At 39.3% G+C, this 22,853-nt stretch carries 24 protein-coding genes and 1 pseudogene; 17 read left to right on the top strand and 8 right to left on the bottom strand.

Features of this window, described 5'->3' with window-relative positions; translation table 11 throughout:
- Nucleotides 1–32 precede the first annotated feature (32 nt).
- Nucleotides 33–494: a thioredoxin-dependent thiol peroxidase gene (gene bcp / locus MKP09_RS18010; protein WP_240831708.1), complete on the top strand. Its 462-nt coding sequence runs from the start codon at nucleotides 33–35 to the stop codon at nucleotides 492–494.
- Here the strand turns inward: bcp and MKP09_RS18005 are convergent.
- From MKP09_RS18005 to rpoN, 8 genes and pseudogenes are all read right to left on the bottom strand, one after another.
- The gene (locus MKP09_RS18005; RefSeq protein ID WP_240831707.1) at nucleotides 491–1,090 is read right to left on the bottom strand and encodes a Uma2 family endonuclease; all 600 of its coding nucleotides are present in this window, start codon (nucleotides 1,088–1,090) and stop codon (nucleotides 491–493) included. The genes bcp and MKP09_RS18005 overlap by 4 nt on opposite strands.
- A 98-nt stretch (nucleotides 1,091–1,188) precedes the next feature.
- Nucleotides 1,189–2,181: an aspartate-semialdehyde dehydrogenase gene (locus tag MKP09_RS18000; RefSeq protein WP_240831706.1), complete on the bottom strand. Its 993-nt coding sequence runs from the start codon at nucleotides 2,179–2,181 to the stop codon at nucleotides 1,189–1,191.
- 291 nt (nucleotides 2,182–2,472) lie between these two features.
- Nucleotides 2,473–2,724 carry a hypothetical protein gene (locus MKP09_RS17995; RefSeq protein WP_240831705.1) on the bottom strand — a complete coding sequence of 84 codons (252 nt, stop codon included), beginning with the start codon at nucleotides 2,722–2,724 and terminating at the stop codon, nucleotides 2,473–2,475.
- Nucleotides 2,715–3,005, bottom strand: coding sequence for a hypothetical protein (locus MKP09_RS17990; protein ID WP_240831704.1), 291 nt, complete (start codon nucleotides 3,003–3,005; stop codon nucleotides 2,715–2,717). The genes MKP09_RS17995 and MKP09_RS17990 overlap by 10 nt, the downstream gene beginning before the upstream one ends.
- A 63-nt stretch (nucleotides 3,006–3,068) precedes the next feature.
- The gene (locus tag MKP09_RS17985; RefSeq protein ID WP_240831703.1) at nucleotides 3,069–3,377 is read right to left on the bottom strand and encodes a hypothetical protein; all 309 of its coding nucleotides are present in this window, start codon (nucleotides 3,375–3,377) and stop codon (nucleotides 3,069–3,071) included.
- Between the two features lie 148 nt (nucleotides 3,378–3,525).
- Nucleotides 3,526–3,861 carry a PfkB family carbohydrate kinase gene (locus MKP09_RS17980; RefSeq protein ID WP_240831702.1) on the bottom strand — a complete coding sequence of 112 codons (336 nt, stop codon included), beginning with the start codon at nucleotides 3,859–3,861 and terminating at the stop codon, nucleotides 3,526–3,528.
- A 2-nt stretch (nucleotides 3,862–3,863) separates the two neighbouring features.
- Nucleotides 3,864–4,178 carry a carbohydrate kinase family protein gene (locus tag MKP09_RS17975; protein ID WP_240831701.1) on the bottom strand — a complete coding sequence of 105 codons (315 nt, stop codon included), beginning with the start codon at nucleotides 4,176–4,178 and terminating at the stop codon, nucleotides 3,864–3,866.
- Between the two features lie 501 nt (nucleotides 4,179–4,679).
- Nucleotides 4,680–6,100: pseudogene (rpoN, locus tag MKP09_RS17970) on the bottom strand (RNA polymerase factor sigma-54).
- A 585-nt stretch (nucleotides 6,101–6,685) separates the two neighbouring features.
- Between rpoN and MKP09_RS17965 the strand changes: the two are divergent.
- From MKP09_RS17965 to MKP09_RS17895, 16 genes are all read left to right on the top strand, one after another.
- Nucleotides 6,686–9,772 (top strand): SusC/RagA family TonB-linked outer membrane protein, encoded by a 3,087-nt coding sequence (locus MKP09_RS17965; protein WP_262915504.1) that lies wholly within the window; start codon nucleotides 6,686–6,688, stop codon nucleotides 9,770–9,772.
- 18 nt (nucleotides 9,773–9,790) lie between these two features.
- The gene (locus MKP09_RS17960) at nucleotides 9,791–11,347 is read left to right on the top strand and encodes a RagB/SusD family nutrient uptake outer membrane protein (protein ID WP_240831699.1); all 1,557 of its coding nucleotides are present in this window, start codon (nucleotides 9,791–9,793) and stop codon (nucleotides 11,345–11,347) included.
- A 14-nt stretch (nucleotides 11,348–11,361) separates the two neighbouring features.
- Nucleotides 11,362–12,222: a LamG domain-containing protein gene (locus tag MKP09_RS17955; RefSeq protein ID WP_240831698.1), complete on the top strand. Its 861-nt coding sequence runs from the start codon at nucleotides 11,362–11,364 to the stop codon at nucleotides 12,220–12,222.
- Between the two features lie 69 nt (nucleotides 12,223–12,291).
- Nucleotides 12,292–13,377: an Ig-like domain-containing protein gene (locus MKP09_RS17950; protein WP_240831697.1), complete on the top strand. Its 1,086-nt coding sequence runs from the start codon at nucleotides 12,292–12,294 to the stop codon at nucleotides 13,375–13,377.
- Nucleotides 13,344–13,970: a glucoamylase family protein gene (locus MKP09_RS17945; protein WP_317235438.1), complete on the top strand. Its 627-nt coding sequence runs from the start codon at nucleotides 13,344–13,346 to the stop codon at nucleotides 13,968–13,970. The genes MKP09_RS17950 and MKP09_RS17945 overlap by 34 nt, the downstream gene beginning before the upstream one ends.
- A gap of 17 nt (nucleotides 13,971–13,987) precedes the next feature.
- Nucleotides 13,988–15,334, top strand: a complete 1,347-nt coding sequence (locus tag MKP09_RS17940) for a glucoamylase family protein (RefSeq protein WP_240831696.1) — start codon at nucleotides 13,988–13,990, stop codon at nucleotides 15,332–15,334.
- Nucleotides 15,335–15,361: 27 nt separating this feature from the next.
- Nucleotides 15,362–15,637 (top strand): hypothetical protein, encoded by a 276-nt coding sequence (locus MKP09_RS17935; RefSeq protein WP_240831695.1) that lies wholly within the window; start codon nucleotides 15,362–15,364, stop codon nucleotides 15,635–15,637.
- Nucleotides 15,541–16,581 carry a glucoamylase family protein gene (locus MKP09_RS17930; protein WP_240831694.1) on the top strand — a complete coding sequence of 347 codons (1,041 nt, stop codon included), beginning with the start codon at nucleotides 15,541–15,543 and terminating at the stop codon, nucleotides 16,579–16,581. The genes MKP09_RS17935 and MKP09_RS17930 overlap by 97 nt, the downstream gene beginning before the upstream one ends.
- Before the next feature lie 5 nt (nucleotides 16,582–16,586).
- Complete coding sequence (locus MKP09_RS17925; RefSeq protein WP_240831693.1) at nucleotides 16,587–18,419, top strand: family 43 glycosylhydrolase; 1,833 nt, start codon at nucleotides 16,587–16,589, stop codon at nucleotides 18,417–18,419.
- Nucleotides 18,420–18,577: 158 nt separating this feature from the next.
- Nucleotides 18,578–18,856 carry a GxxExxY protein gene (locus tag MKP09_RS28355; RefSeq protein WP_394801095.1) on the top strand — a complete coding sequence of 93 codons (279 nt, stop codon included), beginning with the start codon at nucleotides 18,578–18,580 and terminating at the stop codon, nucleotides 18,854–18,856.
- 269 nt (nucleotides 18,857–19,125) lie between these two features.
- Entirely contained in the window at nucleotides 19,126–19,377 is a 252-nt protein-coding gene (locus MKP09_RS17920; RefSeq protein WP_240831692.1) for an SGNH/GDSL hydrolase family protein, read from the top strand.
- Nucleotides 19,374–19,607, top strand: coding sequence for an SGNH/GDSL hydrolase family protein (locus MKP09_RS17915; RefSeq protein WP_240831691.1), 234 nt, complete (start codon nucleotides 19,374–19,376; stop codon nucleotides 19,605–19,607). Before MKP09_RS17920 ends, MKP09_RS17915 begins: the two co-directional genes overlap by 4 nt.
- Nucleotides 19,608–19,721: 114 nt before the next feature.
- On the top strand, nucleotides 19,722–19,886 hold the full coding sequence (locus tag MKP09_RS17910) for a hypothetical protein (protein ID WP_240831690.1): 165 nt from the start codon (nucleotides 19,722–19,724) through the stop codon (nucleotides 19,884–19,886).
- Nucleotides 19,864–20,721: a glycoside hydrolase family 3 N-terminal domain-containing protein gene (locus MKP09_RS17905; RefSeq protein WP_240831689.1), complete on the top strand. Its 858-nt coding sequence runs from the start codon at nucleotides 19,864–19,866 to the stop codon at nucleotides 20,719–20,721. The genes MKP09_RS17910 and MKP09_RS17905 overlap by 23 nt, the downstream gene beginning before the upstream one ends.
- Nucleotides 20,722–20,753: 32 nt before the next feature.
- Nucleotides 20,754–22,004 carry a glycoside hydrolase family 3 C-terminal domain-containing protein gene (locus MKP09_RS17900; protein ID WP_240831688.1) on the top strand — a complete coding sequence of 417 codons (1,251 nt, stop codon included), beginning with the start codon at nucleotides 20,754–20,756 and terminating at the stop codon, nucleotides 22,002–22,004.
- A 341-nt stretch (nucleotides 22,005–22,345) separates the two neighbouring features.
- The gene (locus tag MKP09_RS17895) at nucleotides 22,346–22,804 is read left to right on the top strand and encodes an RNA polymerase sigma factor (RefSeq protein WP_240831687.1); all 459 of its coding nucleotides are present in this window, start codon (nucleotides 22,346–22,348) and stop codon (nucleotides 22,802–22,804) included.
- Nucleotides 22,805–22,853 lie beyond the last annotated feature (49 nt).

Here is a 22,853-nt window from a genome sequence, read left to right as displayed (position 1 = left end):
GCGTTAACGGTTAGCACAAATCAGAATTCAAGATGCCTACACATTTAAAAGAAGGACAAAAAGCTCCGGCTTTTTCAGGAAAAGATCAGGACGGCAATAAAATTTCACTATCACAATTTAAGGGCAGGAAGATAGCGTTGTATTTTTATCCTCAAGATCTAACACCCACCTGTACTGTACAGGCCTGTAATCTGCGGGATAATTTTTCATTACTTCAAAAAAATGGAATTCAGATTATCGGTATTAGCCCGGATGATATGGCGAAGCATAAAAGATTTATAGAAAGAAATGCATTGCCTTTTCCATTAATTGCGGATACGAACCATAAAATATTAGAGAAGTATGGTGTTTGGGGCGAAAAGCAAATGTTTGGCCATAAGTACATGGGTGTGTACCGTACTACTTTTTTAATTGATGAAAAAGGAGCCATCAAAAAGATCTTTTTAAAACCCAAAAGCAAGCAACATGCCGAAGAGATAATAGAAGGTTTTTAAGCTGATAACCCGGTACCGTTATATATTTCGGTTAGGCCGATAGATATGTCAAGCGCTTTTATGTTTAAAGAGCTGTTCAATGTTTTATATTCTTCCAGTTCCCAATGCTCGCTGGCATTTAATCTGAAAGCCTCAATATTTACCGATTCCGAATCAACAAGCAGGTATTCTTTCAGCGAAGGAATATCTCTGTACAGTTTAAACTTTCCTCCGCGGTCATAGTTTTTTGTGGAAGGCGATAGAATTTCTATCAATACAACTGGAAGTATAGCGGTGTCTTCATCTTCGTTTGAAGGCGTTATATCACCGCAAATAATTGAAATATCAGGATAAGTGAATAAAGTATTTTCGGGAATATGGAGGCGTAAATCGCTGCCAAAAGGCAGGCAGTCCGAATCCTTTAATCGGATGTATAACTCTCCCATTAATTTGGAGGAAATAACATTATGCCTTCGTCCCGCGCCAGCCATAGCAAAAACTTCTCCATTAAAAAACTCATGCTTTTCGTCTGAAGCTTTTTCCATTTCGAGATATTCTGCAACCGTATAATGAGATTTTTGATAGACTGGTGCAGGCTCGTTTAAAATGTTATCCATATTTGCAATTTACGAATTTAGACAGGTACTCACGGAAATAAAATGCCACGAATTCACGAATAAAGAACCTGATATTCGTGCATTCGTGGCAAAAAAAGTTATACCAAATTATTCGCAACCAAATATTCGGCAATCTGCACAGCATTAGTTGCAGCGCCTTTGCGAAGATTGTCGCTAACAATCCACATATTTAAGGTTTTGTCCTGTGTTTCATCCCTGCGGATACGACCCACAAACACTTCGTCTTTTTCGTGCGCATCCATTGGCATCGGATATTGTGCATTTGCCAAATCGTCGACTACCAAAATGCCAGGCGCGTTTTCTAAAAGAGTTCTCACTTCAGCCAATTCAAATTCATTTTCAAATTCAATATTTACGCTTTCGCTATGGCCGCCCATTACCGGAATACGAACCGTGGTTGCAGTCACTTTAATATTATCATCGCGCATTATTTTTTTGGTTTCATTCACCATTTTCATTTCTTCTTTGGTGTAACCATTGTCTGTAAACACATCAATTTGCGGAATCACATTCAGGTCGATTGGGTATTTATACGCCATCGGATATTCAGCTGATTTATTCCTTTCGCCCATCAATTGGTCAACTGCTTTAACGCCGGTACCGGTTACACTTTGATAAGTAGAAACCACCACTCTTTTTATTTTATAGGCTTTGTGCAATGGAGCTAAAGCCACCACCATTTGAATAGTAGAGCAATTCGGATTAGCTATAATTTTATCGTTCGTCGTTAAAACATCTGCATTTATTTCAGGAACAACCAAAGGTTTTGCCGGGTCCATTCTCCAGGCCGATGAATTATCAACAACCGTAATGCCGGCTGCTGCAAATTGTGGCGCCCATTCGGTAGAAGTACCGCCCCCGGCAGAAAATAAAGCTACAGCAGGCTTAGCAGCAATAGCATCGGCCATGCTCACCACTTTATATTTTTTTCCTTTGAATTCCACTTCTTTACCAACGCTTCTTTCAGACGCAACAGGCAAAAGTTCTGTAACCGGAAAATTTCTTTCGGCCAGTATCTGCAACATTTTAGTGCCTACAAGACCAGTGGCGCCTACTACTGCAACTTTCATTCTTTTTTATTTTTCTTTTAGTTCCCTTCTCTGCCTCAGGTGCGAGTTGGGGTGAGGTTATAAAAAAGCCTTCCGTTTTTACGGAAGGCCTGTTAAAAAATTTATGTTTCACACACAAAAACTACAACCTTCCGTTACGGATGTTTCTTAATCTTTGTATGTTTCTTTATTGTCATTGGGACGCAAAGGTAGAGCGAGATTTTATTTCGACAAAATATTTTTTGTACCAGCTTCAGAATATGTGGCATCGGTGTTGTGTCACTCACTTAATTTGTGGAATATAGCTCAACATCACTCAACGCCATAAAATTCGTTATATAAAAACTGCCCGATGATGGATTTTCCTGATTCAATTTTTAAAGCAATGCGACTGTTGTAAATATGTATTTTGTAATATCCTTTCGATACAAATTCAATATTCTTTACTTCAAGCGGATGATCAACAATTTTCAGCTGTTGATATGTTTTGCGGAATTGAGCTTGAAAATGTTCGGGACAAAATACAAAGCTGTCAAAAAATAATTGTTTTATTTCTATTTCCACCCCATTTTCTTTTCAAACATTTCGCTGCTTATTGTATCGCCAATAAAACAATCTTTAATAAAGGTTTTATCAAGATAGTCTTGCACATCTTTGTTAGAAATAGTGCTTAATATTTTTTCCACTTCTTCTATTGTCCAATTCCCTTTTTGCTTTTTGGCAGAAAAATATGCGGGTCGCATTTGGAGCTTTTGGGCTATATAATCATTTTTATATCCTGATATATTAATAAGTTCAGGCACGGAATTCAAAAGGAACTTATATTGAGTAATTACATTTGTCATTATTTTAGAATTATAATATCACAAATATAGTAATTATTATTCCATTTTTTTAGCGAAATAGCCTTACCTGCTATTTACAATTATTGTGTTATTATTTGTTTTCCCAAAAGCGCCAACCTTGTTAGTTAACAACCACATTACAGTAAATGATGGAATTACATCTAACCCCGGCATCGCTTCTTCAATAAAATTAAAAATACCACCGAACACACCTTTAGCACCTCCAAAAGTTTTCGCAAAAATGATGGCTGATATGGGTGCCCAAATTACATCGGAAAATTCACCAATCCCAGGAATAGCAAAAGACAGATAACCGATGGCATCCATTATAATGCAAAATAATAGCGATGGTGATTTTTGAGTATTTGTCATTTCTTAAAATTTGTTTTCTTTAAGATAACAAATTTTATGCAAGCGTTGTATGTTAAAGAGCCTTTTTACCGATATATAAAGGAAGCTTACCGAAATGAAAAAGGTCCGCCATAACAGCGAACCTTTTAAACTTTTATTGCAGAAGCATTTATAATTCTGTCTGATAATTAGTTAACTCTCTAAACTGCTGAACACGCTTGTTAATATCTTCTTTGGTTATTTCTTTTAAACGTGTGGTGCCAAATTTTTCTACACAAAAACTTGCTAACGCGCTACCAACAATGATGGCGGTTTTCATGTTTTCGAAAGTTATATCACCGGTTTTGGCAAGATAACCAATAAAGCCTCCGGCAAAGGTATCGCCGGCGCCGGTGGGATCAAACACTTCCTCCAGCGGGAGCGCAGGCGCTACGAATACTTTGTCTTCGTGAAATAAAAGTGCACCATGTTCTCCCTTTTTTATGATCAGATATTTGGGCCCCATGGTCAATATTTTTTAGCCGCTTTTACTAAAGAGAATTCGGCAGTAAGCTGGCGCGCTTCGCTGTCGTTAACCAGCAATACATCAATCTTGCTGATCACTTCTTCCAATTCAGGTAAGGCCACATCCATCCAAAAATTCATAGTGTCTAATACAATCAGCTTCGGTCTTTTGGTAAGTTGGCTAATCACGCTTAATTGCACTGTAGGAGCCAAATTTCCTAACATTAGAAATTCTGCGCCCTGGTAGCTTTCCGGAACTACAGGTTTAAAATCGCCTAATACATTGAGTTCTGTCACCAGCGTATCGCGGGTATTCATATCTAAATGATATTTTCCTGCCCAAAAAAAGACTTTCTGTCCGGAACTATTTCTACTGCTTCTGTTTCTACACCGCGTTTGCGCAGTTCTTCTAATTCTTCGTCAGGGAAATCATAACCAACAACAGATACCTGTTTTATAGGCTTCGTAAAGTTGGCAGCAGCATAAGCAATATGGCGGCGGCACCGCCAATAATTTTATCTGACTTCCCAAAGGGAGTTTCAATATCATCAAAGGCCATGGAGCCGACTACAATAACAGACATAATTTATTTGAAGTTTAATTTGAGATTTGTAGTTACGGCCGCAAATGTAGTTAATGCTGGTTGAATAATAGTTGAACGATGGATCAATGTTGATTTGGTTGGATTACGATGTTTATATAGGATGCCATATAATCAGGACGATAAACTGAGCGTAGCAATGCTGATGCCAGATATTTACTGCTTGTTCAATAATAGCATTATCGAATATCTATCAACTGTCATCTGTCAACTTCTCCTCACACCAACTCTTTACGCAATCTTGCTACTGGAATATTTAGTTGTTCGCGATATTTAGCTACTGTTCTGCGTGCAATGTTGTAGCCTTTTTCTTGTAATAGTTCTGTAAGCTTTTCATCGCTCAGCGGATGTCTTTTGCTTTCTGATTCAATCATGTCGCTCAATATCTTTTTTACTTCACGTGTAGAAACTTCTTCACCGCTATCGGTGCTTAACGACTCGCTGAAAAAGAATTTAAGCCTGTATGTGCCAAACTCGGTTTGTACAAATTTGCTATTGGCTACACGGCTTACAGTGGAAATATCGAGATGGGTTTTTTCTGCAATGTCTTTTAAGATCATTGGTTTTAGCGAGGTTTCGTCACCGGTCATGAAAAATTCTTCCTGGTGATCCATGATGGCGCTCATCGTATCAAGCAGCGTGTGTTGCCGTTGCTTGATGGCATCGATAAACCATTTAGCGGCATCTATTTTTTGCTTGATAAATAGTACCGCTTCTTTTTGTTGTTTATCTTTTTTAGTGCCGCGGCTGTATTCCTTCATCATGTCTTTATAACCTTCGCTGATGCGTAATTCTGGGGCATTGCGGCTATTAAGAGTAAGCTCAAGCTTGCTGTTATTGTTAAGTATAAAAAAATCGGGTACTACATAGCTTTCTGCTTTATTTACGGAGCCGATATTACCGCCTGGCTTTGGATTAAGCCGTATGATCTGCTGCATTACTTCTTTCAACTCTTCATCGCCAAGTCCAAGCCCGCGTTGAATTTTTTCGTAATGTTTTTTGTAAACTCGTCAAAATATTTTTCAATAGCAAGAATAGCAATATCTACATCTTTCCCTTCCTGCTGCTGTCTTCTTAACTGAAGCAGGAGGCACTCTGTTAAGTCTCTTGCGCCTATACCTGGTGGGTCAAACTGCTGGATCTTTGAGATGATGCTGTCTACTTCTTCTACAGATGTATCAATGTTTTGTCTGAACGCCAGATCATCTACCAGCGCTGGTGTGTCTCTGCGCAAATAACCGTCTTCATCAATACTGCCAATAATGTGCTCTGCAATTTTTCTCTCTTTGTCGCTTATAGATAGCAAGCCCAACTGGGTTACCATTAGGTCATAAAAAGAGACTTCTGTTTTTATCGGGAGTTGTCGGTTTTCATCATCATCGGCGTAATTATCATCTCTTGTTTTGTATTCTGCAATTTCGCCGTCATCGTCATGCAGATATTCTGTAACATCAATATTATCATAGTCATCCGCACTGCCGTCCTGCTCTTCGTAAGTATCTGCTTCGTCTGTATTGCTAAACTCATCAGCATAAGGATCTTCTTCATTGCCGGCTTCTTCTTCGAGTGCCGGATTTGCTTCCAACTCTTCTTTAATTCTTTCCTCTAAATTTGCAGTAGGAACCTGAAGCAATTTCATTAATTGAATTTGCTGTGGGGAAAGTTTTTGTAAAAGTTTGTGTTGTAATGATTGACCTAGAGCCACCGTATAAAAATTTTGTTCTCAAAAATCGAGCCTAACTTTACAAAGGTATAAATATTGAAGTGCATGAAATATTTTTTATTATTGATTTATTGCTGTATATTTTTGGGTGTGTGCAGTTTATTAGCACAAACCGTATCTAAAAAAGATTCTGCCTGTAGTTTTCAGGAATCTTTCCGGAAAACTTCTCTTCACTATTTGCGCCGAGCATTGTTCAAAATTTCAACTACGCCCCTTTTAAAATCCAGTTAGTAACATCTTCTTTAAAATTAGGTGTTATGTGTATTGGAGAACAAAAACTAGAGAAAGCAACTAAAGTTCCATTACGTTTAAGATTGGGAAGCCTGGCATATACGAATTGGCTTGAACAAAAGCCGAATAGCTTTCAATAAAATATTTTTTCAAAATTTTCACTATGTGTTAAAAACACATTAACTTTACCTTAACTAACGAATGTTTGTGAAAATTTTTGTTACCCTATTATTTGAAAACAGTATTCATTATTAATTAAACTTGTCTTAAATGAGATGCTTGCAATTCAAGAGGAGCCGTCCTCTCAAAAATGGCACAAAGTATCTGTGCGTATTTGTCACCCTCATTTCCTCATTACTATTTTGTAACGCGGGGTTTGCTCAAACAGAAGTAAAGGGAAGTGTAATGAGTGATGCTGGCTCAGCCATTCCCAATGTAACCGTTCAGGTAAAAGGCACTTCAATAGGTACGGCCACCGACTCTTCGGGAAACTTTACCCTTCGCGTTCCAGACGTTAATTCGGTGCTGGTTTTTTCTTCAGTTGGATATACTGAAAAAGAAGAAGCGCTAAATGGCCAAACAGAACTGGCTATTGTAATGGTCACTTCGTCACAAAGCCTGGAGCAAGTGGTTGTGATTGGGTATGGAACGGCGAGAAAGAGGGACTTGACAGGATCTGTAGCTTCTGTAAAAGGTGACGAGCTTGCAAAGCAGCCGGTGCAAACAGCAACACAGGCATTACAAGGAAAAGTTGCCGGTGTGCAAGTGATTGGTTCGGGCGAGCCGAATGCTAATCCCAGTGTGCGTCTTCGTGGTACAGGATCCGTTTTGGCTGGAGTTAACCCTTTATATGTTGTGGATGGGGTTCTTACCGATGATATAAGAAATATTAACAATGCGGATATCCTAACAATGGATATCTTAAAAGATGCCAGTACCAGCGCCATTTATGGTGTAAGAGGAGCAAATGGTGTAATCATTATTACGACGAAAAAAGGAAGATCGGGAAAAACGACCTTTAATTATTCTGGAAGTGTTGCAGTAAAAGAGGCCACAAACCTGGTGGACATGGCAGGAGAGCAACAGTATGCTGGGTATTTAAATGAAGCAAGTAATTATTATGGTAGCGGTGCTAATCTGATTGATCCTGCAAAGCTAGTTGGAAATAATACAGATTGGTATGATGCAATTTTACAAAAAGCATATCAGCAATCTCATAATCTTTCCATGTCTGGCGGTAACGAAAGATTTCTATTTTTTATGAGCGGTGGTTACCTGGCTGATGAAGGTATTCAAAAGGGAAATAAATTTGAAAGATTTACCCTCAGGTCTAATAATGAATACACGCTGAATAAATGGATTAAATTCAATTCACAAATTTCGTACACAAGAGGCGACGCTAACGAACCTGTTTTTGATGCTTTCAGCAATGCGTACCGAGCCTCCCCTTATGTAGCTTCAAAAATCGGGGATAAATATGGCAACACTTCTTTAGCAGGAAATGTTTCCAATCCTTTGTTGTCAATAGATAAAAACTACAGTAATGTTATTACGAACAGGATCCAGGGAAATTTTGGGATAGATCTGAAACCTATTAAAGATCTTACTATAAGGTCTGCATTAAACTTCGATCTAAACTACTTCAAAAAAACAGGGTATAGCTATCCCTATTTAAGTGACACTTCTACTTTCCTTGAAAATGGGGGTAACCAATCGCGCACTGCAAGCACACTTACTGTAGAAAAGAATGATTTTTCTACGCTGATATGGGATAATACGGCAACCTATGCTAAAACTTTCGATAAGCATAACCTAACGGTACTTGCAGGGTTTGTTGCAGAAAAGTTTAAAGCCAATAATTTTAATGGCACAGCACTGAATGTTCCTCAAAATATGGATCAGTGGTATTTAGATGCCGGTACGGCGGGCAGCCAAACCGTAGTAAATACAGGCGATCTGAGAACGCGGCTTTCTTATCTCGGAAGAATTAATTATGGTTTTGACTCAAGATATTTGGTTACAGCAACTTTCAGAGCAGACGGTTCTTCAAAATTCGGAAGCGGTCAGCGTTATGGCTATTTCCCTTCAGCAGCAATTGGGTGGACGATAACGGAAGAAGCCTTTATGGAAAATCAGCAGGCTTTTGATCTTCTGAAACTTCGATTGGGGTATGGCGCCAAGGGTAATGACAATATATCATCCAATGAATTCCTTTCTGTCGCCACGCAAAATTTACCGTATTATTTTCCTTCCGGAAGCCCATCGGCTATTCAAGGAATTACTTTTGACAAAGCATTTGATCCTAATATAAGATGGGAAATTACTAAAGAGATTAATATAGGGTTGGACTTTGCGATACTCAAAAATAAATTAAGTGGAACTATTGATCTTTATGATAAGAAAACGGACAATGCACTTATTGATATAGGTCTTTCAGGCGTGGTGTTTGATGCTGATAGCAGATACATTACTAATGCCACAACCATATCTAATAAAGGGATTGAATTAAGCCTTAACTGGAATGACAAAATTGGAGCGGACTGGACTTATTCATTAAATGGTAATGTAGCGTACAATAAAAACAATATTGAAGAGCTTAACGGTGGCCAGCCCCTTGCAGGAGGAGCCGTTCACAACTATTTTTCTACCCGAACAGACAATGATCGTCCTATTGCAAGCTACTATGTATTACAGGCTGCAGGAATTTTTCAAAACCAGGCAGAAATTGATGCATCTGCACAACCAAATGCAAGAGCAGGGGATTTGATTTATCTGGATTTAAGTGGGCCGGAGGGTACTCCGGATGGAGTTATTAATGATTTTGACAGGGCATTTTCCGGTTCTTATCAACCCAAAGTGACTTATGGTCTTAATGGAAATGTATCGTATAAAAATATTGACTTAAGTTTTGGTTCTTTTGGCCTCGCCGGAGCTAAGATCTACAATGGTAAAAAGGCTGCTCGTGGAGCCAATCAGCTAACAGATAATGTTGAGGCTTCCGTTGCAAAAAACAGATGGACCCCCAATAATCCAAATACTAATGTGCCACGAGCCAATGCTTCTGCTCTTCCTGCATCCACTTATTTTGTTGAGAGCGGAGATTTTTTCCGTCTGAACAATCTAACGGTGGGCTATACGGTGAAATCGTCGTGGCTGGAAAGGGCAAAAGTATCTAATTGCCGTTTTTACTTATCAGCCCAGAATTTATTTACAATTACACCTTATAGCGGGTTCACACCGGAAATTTTAACGGTTGATCCAGGTAATCCAAGAAATGCGTCACTGGCACAAGGCGTCGATTTGAATACTTATCCTTCGGTACGGACTTATGTACTTGGATTAAACTTAAGTTTCTAACATTCAAAAAAACCGACAATGAAGACGAAAAGTTATAAAAATATAATAATACTGCTTTCTGCAATAGTAATTCTTACGGGCTGCAAAAGAGGGTTTTTAGATGTACCGCCCCAGGGAAGTCTTACCAGAATCCAAGCATTAATCGATCCTGCCGCAGCCGACAAGCTTGTTGCCGGCGCTTATAATACGCTTTATTTGCAGGGCACGGTTGGCTTAAAGCTGGTGATACTTGGCGATGTTACTTCTGATGATAGTGATAAGGGTTCTGTGGAATCTGATCCGGGATTTGATGGGGTTTTTGTAGATAACTTCACACACAATTCTAATACTGGAATATTCAATGATGTCTGGAGGGAATATTACAGCTCTATTGGCCGCATTAACGAAGCATTGGGTGTATTGGAAGCTGGAACCTATGACGAGACAGTTAAAAAGAGGCTAATTGCAGAGGTAAGATTTTTGAGAGGATATTATTACTTTAATTTGGTAAGAATTTTTGGTGGCGTTCCTAAAATAATAAAAGTTATTCCTCCTGCCGAACAAAACAATCCAGAAAACCAGACAAGAGCCACTGCAGAGGAAATATATGCTCAGATCGTTGAGGACCTCACTTATGGTGTTGACAATCTTCCTGAAAAAGAGAGCCCCGTAATATCAACAGGAAGAGCAACGAAAGGAGCTGCCCAAGGATTACTATCAAAAGTGTATTTGTATCAGCAAAACTGGCAGGGCGCTTACGATATGTCCTTGGCTGTCATCAGTTCAAATAAATATGACCTTGCTACCGATTATGCTAAAGTATTCAGGGAAAATGCTGCTTCGAAAGAGGAAGGGGGTGTAAATAATGTTGAATCCATTTTTGAAGTACAAACAGGCCCCAACAGAGCTACAGATGGAAGCTGCAATGCTATTAGTAAAAATTATAGCAATTTTCAGGCACCAAGAGGTTCCTTTCCTAATCAAACAGTCAATGGCCAATTATGGAATGGAGGCGATTTGGGATTTGGCTTAAATACTCCTTCCGCAAACCTGGCGGCTGCGTATGAGCCTGATGATGCGCGAAGAGCAGCAACGATTATATTCACGAGCAATTCACCTACTGTCCTCTGGGATGGATTTACCATTCCTGCTAAACCCGACGTTGTTAGCGACAGGTACAATTACAAAGCTTACCACAGCCCCTTTGCTGAAAGTTTATCTTGCAATGGTTTACTAACTGATAAAGATAACAGACCGAAAAATATAAGATTGATAAGATATGCAGAGGTTTTATTGATCAACGCAGAAGCGGCTACTCATGTAGGTGGTGATGCGTTGACTCCATTGACAGAAGTAAGGGCTCGCGCCGGTCTTGGAACCACGCCTGCTACAGTGGCAAATATATGGAAAGAAAGAAGGGTAGAGCTGGCAATGGAAGCCGATCGTTTCTTTGATCTTGTGCGTACTGGCCAGGCAGCAACGGTAATGCAGGCTGCTGGAAAACCCTTTGTCGCTGGTAAGCATGAGTTGTTTCCTATACCACAGATTCAAATTGATTTTAGCAATGGCTTGTTAAAACAAAATCCTAATTATTAAGAAACTTAATAAATATGAAAGCGAATCATTTAAAAATATTTTCAGGACTGGTAAGCATACTATTCATATCAGCTTCCTGTACAAAAGTAAACAGGAGCGATGATTTTCCTCCTGGAGACGTGCCGCCAGTTGCTGGCGGCTATACAGCAGCCAGCCAGGTTGCTGCTTCAAACCTGGTAGCATACTGGAGTTTTAATGGAAATATGAACGATAGTGTAAGCGGCGCTGTAGGCACGAATAGCGGCATGTCCTTTTCTGAAGGAATAAAAGGCCAGGCTCTTACTGGTGCGGCTCCGGCTAATAAAGCGTATGCTACGGCTGTTGCTTCTGATGCGATCAAAAATTTAAAAGCGTACTCCATTAGTTTATGGGTTAATACAGCCCCAAATGTTGGGGCCACAGGTTTAGTAAGTATAGGGCATACAGCAGAATTTTGGGCAAATGTTAATATTTTTTTAGACAATGGCCCGGCTGGCGTTGCACGTTTTAAAACCATATTTAGAAATAATAATAATACCCCCGCTAATTATCAGGCCGATAATGGAATCCAGGATGTATCAGGGGCATTTGACAACTGGACGAATTATATTATTACTTATGATGAGGCAGGTGTAGTGCGTTCTTACGTGAACGGTTCATTAGCAGCAACAAAAACTGGTACACCCGTTCCAACTCAGCCACAGTTTTCGAATGTTGGGCCTATCGTTTTTGGCGCGCTTCATTTTATGACGGTGCCGAGTAGTACTACTGGTTCATCAGGTGAAGGTTGGGCTGGTTATCTTTCAGGAAAATTGGATGAGGTAAGAATATTTAATAAATCCTTGAGTCCGATAGAAGTGTCCGCAATTGCTATTCTTGAGCGCAGAGGGCAGTAATATTAAATTCTTTAGCTTTAAGTAAATAAGACTTTCAGAAATTGAAAGTTTATAAGGAGTATAAATCGCGTGAATTATCTTGAAAGACTTACGATCCTATTACTTTTAGTTGCGTGCAACAAAAAATCGGATGTAACGCCTGCACCTGTAGATGAAAAGCCGGGAACTCTTACTTATGTCTCAGCCACATTAAATGGAAAATCGATTCAGCCGTTTATAGACATCCATGTTCAGCCAGAAATAAAGATTCGTTTTTCGATGCCTGTAAATCGATCTTCAGCGTCTGAAAAAATTTTAATCAGCGATCTTTCGGGCGGCAAAGTAAATGCAAGCTACAATTTCGAAAGAAATGATAGTGTGGTATCAATAAAGCCAGCATCTTCATTACAACACCTATCGCAATATAAAATACAGATGCTACCTGGGTTGTTGGCTAGTAGTAACGCCTCTCTACAGGCTGGTCAGGATATTGCTTTTGCAACATCAATCGATTCTTCGAGAAAATTTCCCGCGCTTAGCGATGCGGCATTATTGGATACCATTCAGAAACGAACCTTTAAATACTTTTGGGATTACGGACATCCCGTTTCGGGATTAGCGAGAGAAAGAAGTAATGCCACTCCCGAAACAGTTACTTCAGGAGGTTCCGGCTTTGGAATCATGGCTATAGTTGTTGGCATTGATCGCGGATTTATAACAAAAGCACAAGGTTTAAATCGTATGCAAACTATTGTAAGCTTTCTTAAAAATAAAGCGCAGAAATTTCATGGGGCTTTTCCACATTGGCTTAATGGAAGCACAGGAGAAGTAATACCGTTTAGCCAGAATGACAATGGCGCTGATCTTGTGGAAACATCTTTTCTCATGATGGGGTTGTTGACCGCACGGCAATATTTTAATAGTACTGATGCGGCAGAAGTTTCGTTGATAAAGGATATTAATAGTTTATGGAATGCAGTTGAATGGAATTGGTTCAGGCAAAACAACCAGGATGTATTGTACTGGCATTGGAGTCCAACCGCAAGCTGGGCTATAAACCTTAAAATACAGGGGTGGAATGAATGTTTGGTTACCTATGTTTTAGGGGCATCGTCAACGACACATTCTATTCCTAAAACAGCATACGATATTGGCTTTGCAAGAAACGGGGAATAAAAAATGAAGATTCTTATTATAAATATCCGCTGCCTCTGGGAGAAACCTTAGGAGGGCCATTATTTTTTGAGCATTATTCATTTATGGGGATTAATCCCAATGGATTGAGCGATACTTATGCCAATTATCAAACGCAAACAAAAAATCACACGCTTATTAATTATGAGTATTCCAAAGACAATCCAAAAAACTATTTTGGCTACAGCGATTCTGTATGGGGATTAACAGCAAGTGATATAAAAGGAGGTTATACGGCAAGTTCTCCAACGAATGACCAGGGATTTATTGCGCCAACGGCTGCTATATCTTCCATTCCCTATACTCCAAACGAGTCAATGGCGGCCTTGCATTTTTATTACTATGTTTTGGGAGATAAATTGTTTAAGGAATATGGCTTTGTTGATGCTTTCTCATTAGATGTCATGAAAAACAACGGAGCATGGTTCGCCAATTCTCATCTGGCTATTGATCAGGGACCAATTATTGTGATGATAGAAAACTATAGAACAAAGTTAATTTGGGATCTATTTATGAGCGCACCAGAAGTGAAAACCGGGTTAAAGAAATTGGGATTTAGTGGACCAGGATTGTAAATTTAAATTTCGAACAAATGTTTAAAACTGTTGTAATCGCCATATTCATAACAATTAGTTATAGTGGGTTTTCGCAAAAGACGGCTACTAAGTCACATGCCATTCCCTATTCCCTCAAAATCGACAAAAATATTTCTGATTCTGCCTTGGTCGATTTAGTGCAAAAACAAACAATCCGTTATTTCTGGGATTTTGCGCACCCCGTTAGCGGACTGGCGCGCGAGCGTAGCAATCAATCTTTCAATTACGGAAATGAAGTAGTAACAACTGGTGGCACTGGCTTTGGCATTATGGCCATTATCGCAGGTGTTAACCGCGGTTGGATAGAAAGAGATACTGCTGCCAGATTTTTATTGAAGATGGTAAAGTTTTTATACAAGGCCGATGCTTATCATGGCGTATTCCCGCATTGGCTCAATGGAGAAACCGGAAAAACCATTCCTTTTAGTAGAAAAGATGATGGCGCAGATTTGGTTGAATCAGCATTTCTTTTTCAGGGATTACTTTGTGCCCGTCAATATTTTAATGGAGATAACGATTTAGAAAGACAATTACGTGGCCGCATCAACGGTTTATGGAATGATATAGAATGGGATTGGTTTACACGAGAAGGGCGCGAAGTGTTGTATTGGCATTGGAGCCCCAATAATGGCTGGGCGATGAACTTCCCGCTACGTGGATTTAACGAATGTTTGATCACTTATGTGTTAGCCGCTTCATCAGATAATTACCCCGTAGATACTAAAGTTTATCATCGCGGTTGGGCACAAAGTAATTTTTTTAAAAATGGAAAAACATTTTATAACTACGAGTTGCCTTTAGGTTTTGATTATGGTGGGCCGTTATTCTTCTCGCATTATTCTTTTCTGGGCCTAAGCCCAAAAGGTTTAAAAGATCAATATGCAGATTATTGGAAGCAGAATCAAAATCACACTTTAATTAATTATGCTTATTGTGTTGACAATCCCAAGGCATTTAAAGGATATGGCGAAAACTGCTGGGGACTTACAGCCAGCGATACTTACAATGGTTATGATGCACATTCTCCAACCAACGATCATGGAACTATTACGCCAACAGCAGCGTTGTCAGCCTTTCCTTACACACCAGATAAATCAATGAAAACATTAAGACATTTTTATATTGATTTAGGCGATAAAATTTGGAGTGAATATGGATTTGTCGATGCATTTAACGAAACAAAAAACTGGTACGCCCAATCGCATTTGGCAATAGATCAGGGCCCGATTGTTGTAATGATAGAGAATTATCGAACCGGCTTGCTCTGGAAACTTTTCATGAGCTGTCCGGAAATTCAAAGTGGTTTAAAAAAGCTCGGATTTACAAGTGAGTATTATCAATAAAAAAATTTAAAGCGTAAAAAGAAATCATTGTCAGATGACGCGTTGCTGGAGTTAGTACAGCGACAAACCTTTAATTATTTTTGGGACTATGCCGAACCGATTTCAGGTATGGCTCGCGAACGTAACAGAGAAAACTTCAGTGATGTAGTAACAACAGGAGGCTCTGGGTTTGGAATCATGGCCACCATTGTGGCTGTAGAACGTACGTGGATCAGGCGCAAAGATGCGGTTGGCCGCATATCGCAAATACTTTCTTTTTTAAAAAAGCAGAAAAGCATCACGGTGCTTTTTCTCATTGGGTAGATGGTAGTTCCGGCAAATGTATTTCGTTCAGTAAAAAAGACGATGGCGCAGATATTGTAGAAACATCCTTCCTTTTTCAGGGACTGCTTACGGCACGACAATATTTTAATAAAAGAAATAAAGTAGAAGAAGAAATCAGGAATATTATAACTGAACTTTGGGAAAACATCGACTGGAATTGGTTTACACGCGGCCGGAATACACTTTATTGGCACTGGAGTCCAAACCATAATTGGGCGATGAATTTAAAAATAGAAGGGTATAACGAAGCGCTGATCACTTATGTGTTAGCTGCAGCTTCGCCAAAATATAGCATTACGAAAGAAGTGTATGATAACGGCTGGGCGCGAAACGGAGCGTTGAAAAATGGTAAAAAATTTTACAACACGTTGTTACCTGCCGGACCAGATTACGCAGGCCCCTTGTTTTTCGCGCATTTCGGTTTTGCCGGTTTAGATCCGAGAGGTTTAAAAGATAGTTATGTAGATTATGGAAGGCAAAATATAGCGCATGCAACAATCAACTATAAATATTGTGTTGATAATCCTCAAAAATTTGAAGGATACAACGAGCATTCCTGGGGTTTGTCAGCCTGCGATTATAAAAAAAGGTACCATGAGCAATCACCGTTAAAAGACAATGGTACTATATGTTGCTCCGCGGCCCTTGCAAGTATGCCCTATACGCCCAGGCAATCAATGCGGGCATTGCGGTATTTTTATGAAGAACTCGGTGACAAGCTTTTTGGCGAATATGGTTTCAATGACAGTTATAATATAACAATGAAATGGTATGCCGATTCCTATTTAGCCATTAATCAGGGGATCACTATTTTGATGATAGAAAATTTTAGAACAGGATTACTGTGGAATCTTTTTATGAAGGACAAAGACGTGAAAACAGGGTTACAAAAATTGGGTTTTAAAAGCCCTTGGTTAAAATAATTATTATGATGCCAGCTTCAGGAATATATCTCAACCAAATTGCGACGCTCCGTTCAACAGCGGTGCTACTATTGAGCTTTTTATTTTTGTGCCATATTATGAACGCTCAGCCTTTAGGAGACGAGCAAGGGGCGAGGTTAACTTATTGCAATCCCATCAATATAGATTACGGTTACACACCTATTCCTAATTTCAGTACCTGGGGCAGGCATCGCGCTACCGCCGATCCGGTAATTGTTAATTATAAAGGCGATTATTATTTATTCAGCACCAATCAATGGGGTTACTGGTGGAGCCATGATATGTTGAACTGGAAGTTTATCTCGAAAAAATTTCTCCGTCCCTGGAACGCCGGAATATATGATGAACTCTGCGCGCCAGGTGTTGGCATTATTGGAGACACAATGTTGGTTTTTGGCTCAACCTATAGCCGCGACTTTACAATTTGGATGAGTACCAATCCAAAAGAAAATGAATGGAAATCGCTGGTCGATAGTTTTGATATCGGTGGTTGGGATCCTTCTTTCTTTACAGATGATGACGGGCGTTTGTATATGTATAATGGAAGCAGTAACAAATTTCCTATGTATGGCGTAGAACTAGACAGAAAAACAATGCAACCGCAGGGTACAAGAAAAGAAATGTATCTTTTAGAGCCGTGGCGTTTCGGCTGGCAGCGATTTGGCGAGCACATGGACAATACCTTTTTAGATCCGTTTATAGAAGGCAGCCACATGACTAAATACAAGGATAAATATTACTTACAATATGGTGCGCCGGGAACAGAATTCAGTGGCTATGCAGATGGTTTGCTTGTAGGCTCAGGCCCACTGGGTCCATTCGAATCGCAGTCAGATCCGCTAAGCATAAAGCTCGGCGGCTTTGTACGCGGAGCCGGGCATGGCGCCACTTTCATGGATAATTATAGCAGATACTGGCATGTATCAACAACGGTAATATCTGTAAAGAATACATTTGAACGGCGATTAGGTATTTGGCCTACTGGTTTTGATGAAAATGACGCCATGTGGTGTAATACAACATTAGGGGATTATCCGCATTACATCCCATCTCCAAACGTAAAAGCGGGGTACGGTGATGATGGATTGTCGCCCTATTTTACAGGTTGGATGTTGGTTAATTATAACAAACCGATACAGGTGTCTTCAACCTTGGGCGGGCATGTTCCAAATAATGCGGTCGATGAATTAATGAAAACATATTGGAGCGCAAAAACAGGAGATAAAGGCGAGTGGATTCAGACAGACCTTGGAAATGTCTCAACAGTAAATGCCGTTCAGATTAATTATGCAGATCAGGATGTGGATAGTAGCAAATTAGGGAAATTCACCAATCAGTTTCATCAATATAAAATGTATTATTCTGTTGATGGTAAAAGATGGAACATGCTGATTGATAAAAGCTCAAACAAAACAGACATACCTCATGAATATATTCAACTTAAAAAACCTGTAAAAGCCAGGTTTATAAAATTGGAAAATATACACATGCCAACGGGAAAGTTTGCATTAAGTGGCTTTCGTGTTTTTGGTAACGGTGGTGGACAAAAGCCCGAAGCTGTTAAAGATTTTATAGTATTACGTACTGAAAAAGATAAACGAAGTGCTTTTATAAAATGGAGGCCTTCGGATGATGCCTTTGCCTATAATATTTACTATGGTACACATCCTGATAAAATGTACACAAGTATCATGGTGCATAGCAATAATGAATATTGGATGAAAGCAATGGATTCTCAAAAGCCTTATTATTATTGTATTCAGGCACTAAATGAAAACGGTGTGAGTGAAAGGACGAAGGTGATAAAAGTGGATTAAATGGCCGCAGATGCGCAGATTTTATTTTTAATTTTTTTACATAGCTGAATGGATCGTTTATTTAATAAAGAAGATTACCCGCTTCAAAAAGAAACCTATGAAATTATAGGTGTTGGCATGGAAGTTCATCGCATACTTGGAAAAGGGTTTTAGAGATTGTGTATAAAGATGCTTTTGAATTTGAATTACGGAAAAAACAAATTCCATTTGAGCGGGAGAAAGAATATACAATTAATTACAAAGGGCATGATTTGCTTCATAAATTTTTTGCAGATTTTGTAATCAATAACTGCATTATTTTAGAAATAAAATGTAAATCGTGCATCATTGAAGAGCATTACGCACAGGTAATAAACTACCTTGCAATTTCAAAGTTGCAGGTTGGGCTTATTCTTAACTTTCATGAAAAGTCACTGGAGTATAAAAGAGTTGTTTAACAAAATAAAAAGATAGCCGCAGATGCGCAGATTAGATTTTCATGTTTTCTTAAAAAATAATCAGCGTATCTGCGGCTTTAAAAATAAAATTTAATGAAAAAATCCTTTCTTCTTTTTTTGTATTAATCTGCGCATCTGCGGCTTATGCCCAGCAACCCTTCCCTTTTTGGAACGATATACAAAAGTTTAAAACCCTTGACAGCGCTTCATTTCCGGCTGATAAACAAATCTTATTTATCGGAAGTTCGTCCTTTACCAAATGGACAGATGTGAACGAGTATTTTCCCGGCTATAAAATTTTAAATCGCGGCTTTGGCGGATCTTCATTACCTGATCTGATTCGCTATCGTTATGATGTGATATACCCATACGCGCCTCGGCAGATCGTAATGTATTGTGGCGAGAATGATTTTGCTTCCTCTGATGCGCCATCTGTTGAAACAGTAATGGCTCGATTTAAAACTTTGTATAAATATATTCGGGATAAATATCCGCTATTCCTTTTGCCTATGTATCCATGAAACCCAGCCCCAGCCGTAAGCATCTGTTATCAAAATATAAAGAAGCAAATGGTTTGATAAAAGAATTTTTGAAGAAAGATAAAAATGCAAAGTTCATTGATGTGTATTCTTTAATGCTTAACAAAGATGGAAGTGTTATGAGCGAGATATTTGTTGACGATAATTTACACATGAATGCCAAAGGCTATGCCATCTGGAAAAAAGCAATGCAGCCATATTTAAAGAAATAAGTATTCATTAATGTCATTTGCTACATAAAACGTATAAAGTGGTGACTTTTTCACAATCAGGTTCTACTCCCTCTCCTACGGAGAGGGGCTGGGGAGAGGCCAAAATCAATCAGTATGATAAAATATTTATGCTTTTCTTTTTCGTTGATACTTCTGTTAACAACAGCTTCCATTGCCCAACGCAGCGATGCGACGATGAACAGTTTCATTACTTCTTTAATGGGAAAAATGACGCTGGAAGAAAAAAATCGGCCAGTTGAATTTACCGAGCGCGGGTGAGTTTACAACGGGAACGGCCACTAATTCTGACATTGGTAAAAATGTGAAAGAAGGGCGTGTTGGCGGTCTTTTCAATATCAAAGGAGTTGAAAAAATTAAAGCCATTCAGAAAGTAGCAATGGAGCAAAGCCGCATGAAAATTCCGATGTTATTTGGGATGGATGTCATTCATGGCTACGAAACTACTTTCCCTATTCCGTTGGGTTTGTCCTGCACATGGGATATGAAAGCTGTAGAACAATCGGCACGCATTGCAGCAATCGAAGCCAGTGCCGATGGTATTGGCTGGACTTTTAGTCCAATGGTGGACATTAGCAAAGACCCGCGCTGGGGAAGGGTTTCAGAAGGTAATGGAGAAGATCCTTATCTGGGTTCACAAATTGCTAAAGCCATGGTAAAAGGGTATCAGGGAGACCTAAAATCAAATAATAATATACTGGCCTGTGTAAAACATTATGCTTTGTACGGCGCAGCCGAAGCCGGGCGCGATTACAACACGGTTGATATGAGCCATATCAGAATGTACAATGAATATTTTCCGCCATATAAAGCCGCCATTGATGCGGGCGTGGGAAGTGTGATGGCTTCTTTCAACGAAGTAGATGGTATTCCTGCAACGGGCAATAAGTGGTTGCTAACCGATGTGTTGCGCAAACAATGGGGATTTAATGGCTTTGTAGTTACAGATTATACCGGTATCAATGAAATGATCGATCATGGAATGGGCGACTTGCAAGCAGTGTCGGCACTAGCTTTGAAAGCGGGTGTTGATATGGATATGGTAGGCGAAGGATTTTTAAAAACGCTTAAAAAATCTTTGCAGGAAAAAAGATAACCGTTGCCGAAATTGATGCTGCTTGTCGCCGAATGTTGGAAGCAAAGTATAAATTAGGTCTGTTTAAAAATCCTTATAAATATTGTGATGAAAGCCGGGCAAAGAATGAAATTTTTACCGACGCAAACAGAAAGGTTGCCAAGGAAATTGCTGCGCAAAGTTTTGTGTTGTTAAAAAACGAATCAGGGCTTTTGCCATTAAAAAAATCAGGAAAGATAGCATTGATCGGGCCTTTGGCTGATGCCGCCAATAATATGGCCGGCACTTGGAGTGTGGCTACAAAGCAAAATAAATCTATTTCGGTATTAACCGGATTAAAACAGGTTTTAGGAAGCGATGCAGAAGTATTGTATGCAAAAGGTTCAAACCTTACGGCTGATGCAGCTTTGGAAGAACGTGCTACCATGTTTGGTAAAACATTAAACAGAGATCAACGCAGTGAAGAAGAGCTGGCAAAAGAGGCGTTAGATATTGCAGCCAAAGCGGATGTAATTATCGCTGCAATGGGCGAATCCGCTGAGTTTAGCGGCGAAAGCAGCAGTCGCACAGACTTAAATATTCCTGAAACGCAACAAAAATTATTAAAACAATTATTAGCAACAGGCAAGCCGGTTGTGTTAGTATTGTTTACCGGGCGTCCGCTTACGCTTGCATGGGAAAATGAAAATGTTCCGGCTATTTTAAATGTTTGGTTTGGCGGAAGCGAGGCTGGTGCTGCCATTGCGGATGTGTTGTTTGGAGATGTAAATCCTTCGGGAAAATTGACAATGAGCTTTCCTCAAAATGTTGGACAAATACCGATTTATTATGCACATAAAAATACAGGCCGCCCATTGGCAGAAGGAAAATGGTTTCAAAAATTTAGAAGCAATTATATCGATGTAAGCAATGAGCCGCTTTATCCGTTTGGATATGGATTGAGCTATACTTCTTTTGCCTACGGCGATTTAAAACTGAGTGATACAACACTGAAAGGAAATCAAACCCTGAAAGCCAGCATCGCCATTACCAATACCGGAAAATATGACGGAGCAGAGGTTGTGCAATTATATATTCGGGATGTTGTGGGTTCTGTGACTCGTCCTATGAAAGAATTGAAAGGCTTTCAAAAAGTGATGATTAAATCGGGAGAAAGCAAAACGGTTACTTTTAATGTTACTGCGGAAGATTTAAAGTTTTATAACAGCAATTTAAAATACGATTGGGAGCCCGGGGAGTTTGAAATTATGATTGGTACTAACGCGAAAGACGTGAAAAATGGAAAAGTGAATTGGGTAAAATAAGTGCTCATGGCAATCAAACAGATGTACATGGAATTAAAGCTTTGCAGGAAAACGCCTTGCGCCGCATCTTCCAGCGGGAGTGATTTAAGTACTTTGTCGTTCATTCTTTTTCTGAGATTTTTACGAGTCCCCATTTGGGCAACCTGAACAAACGATTGCACAATAGTTAATATTTATTTAGTTTATTTTTAAGATTCAATGCTGTCAGAAATTATTTGTTAACGGTTAACATAATGTGCCATAAACAAATTTATTGATCGTTTAAATGAAATCTACGAACTGGAGCTAAAACAATACATACGAGCAGGAGATCAAACGGCCTTTAAAGAATTCTATAATCTTTGGGCGGCGCGTGTTTTTTCTTTTTTAGAAAGAGAATAGACAATGAAACCGACGCGGAAGACCTTACTCAACAAACATTTATCAGACTTTGGCAATATCGTGGTTCTCTTTCAGACAACCATTTAATGGAGACAATGCTTTTCCAAAATGCACGTATGGTATTTATCGACTGGCTTCGCAAAGAAGCTACTGAAAGAAAACGCCGGCTTGCTGCTGAGAATAATTGTGAAAGAATATGTTTTAACCCCCAGCCTGATTACACCGAACTTCAAATCGCTCTTAAAAGCTTGCCACCCGCGCGTCAAAATGCCATTCGTCTTAGGCATCTTGAAGGATACAGCTATAAAGAGATCGCCACGCAAATGAACATCTCTGTAAAAACTGTGGAAAACCATGTTCGTTTAGCCTTAATACAACTTCGTAAATTATTAATCCCCATAATTCTATTGTTTTTTTAATTTTTTTGGAACGTTTGGGGGTTTTTTTAATTACACGCGTAATTCCAAA

The organism is Paraniabella ginsengisoli, assembly GCF_022513635.1.
Classification (GTDB): Bacteria; Bacteroidota; Bacteroidia; order Chitinophagales; family Chitinophagaceae; genus Niabella; species Niabella ginsengisoli.
Note: the sequence above shows the minus strand (reverse complement) of the source record. Positions and strands in the feature narration are given on the sequence as shown.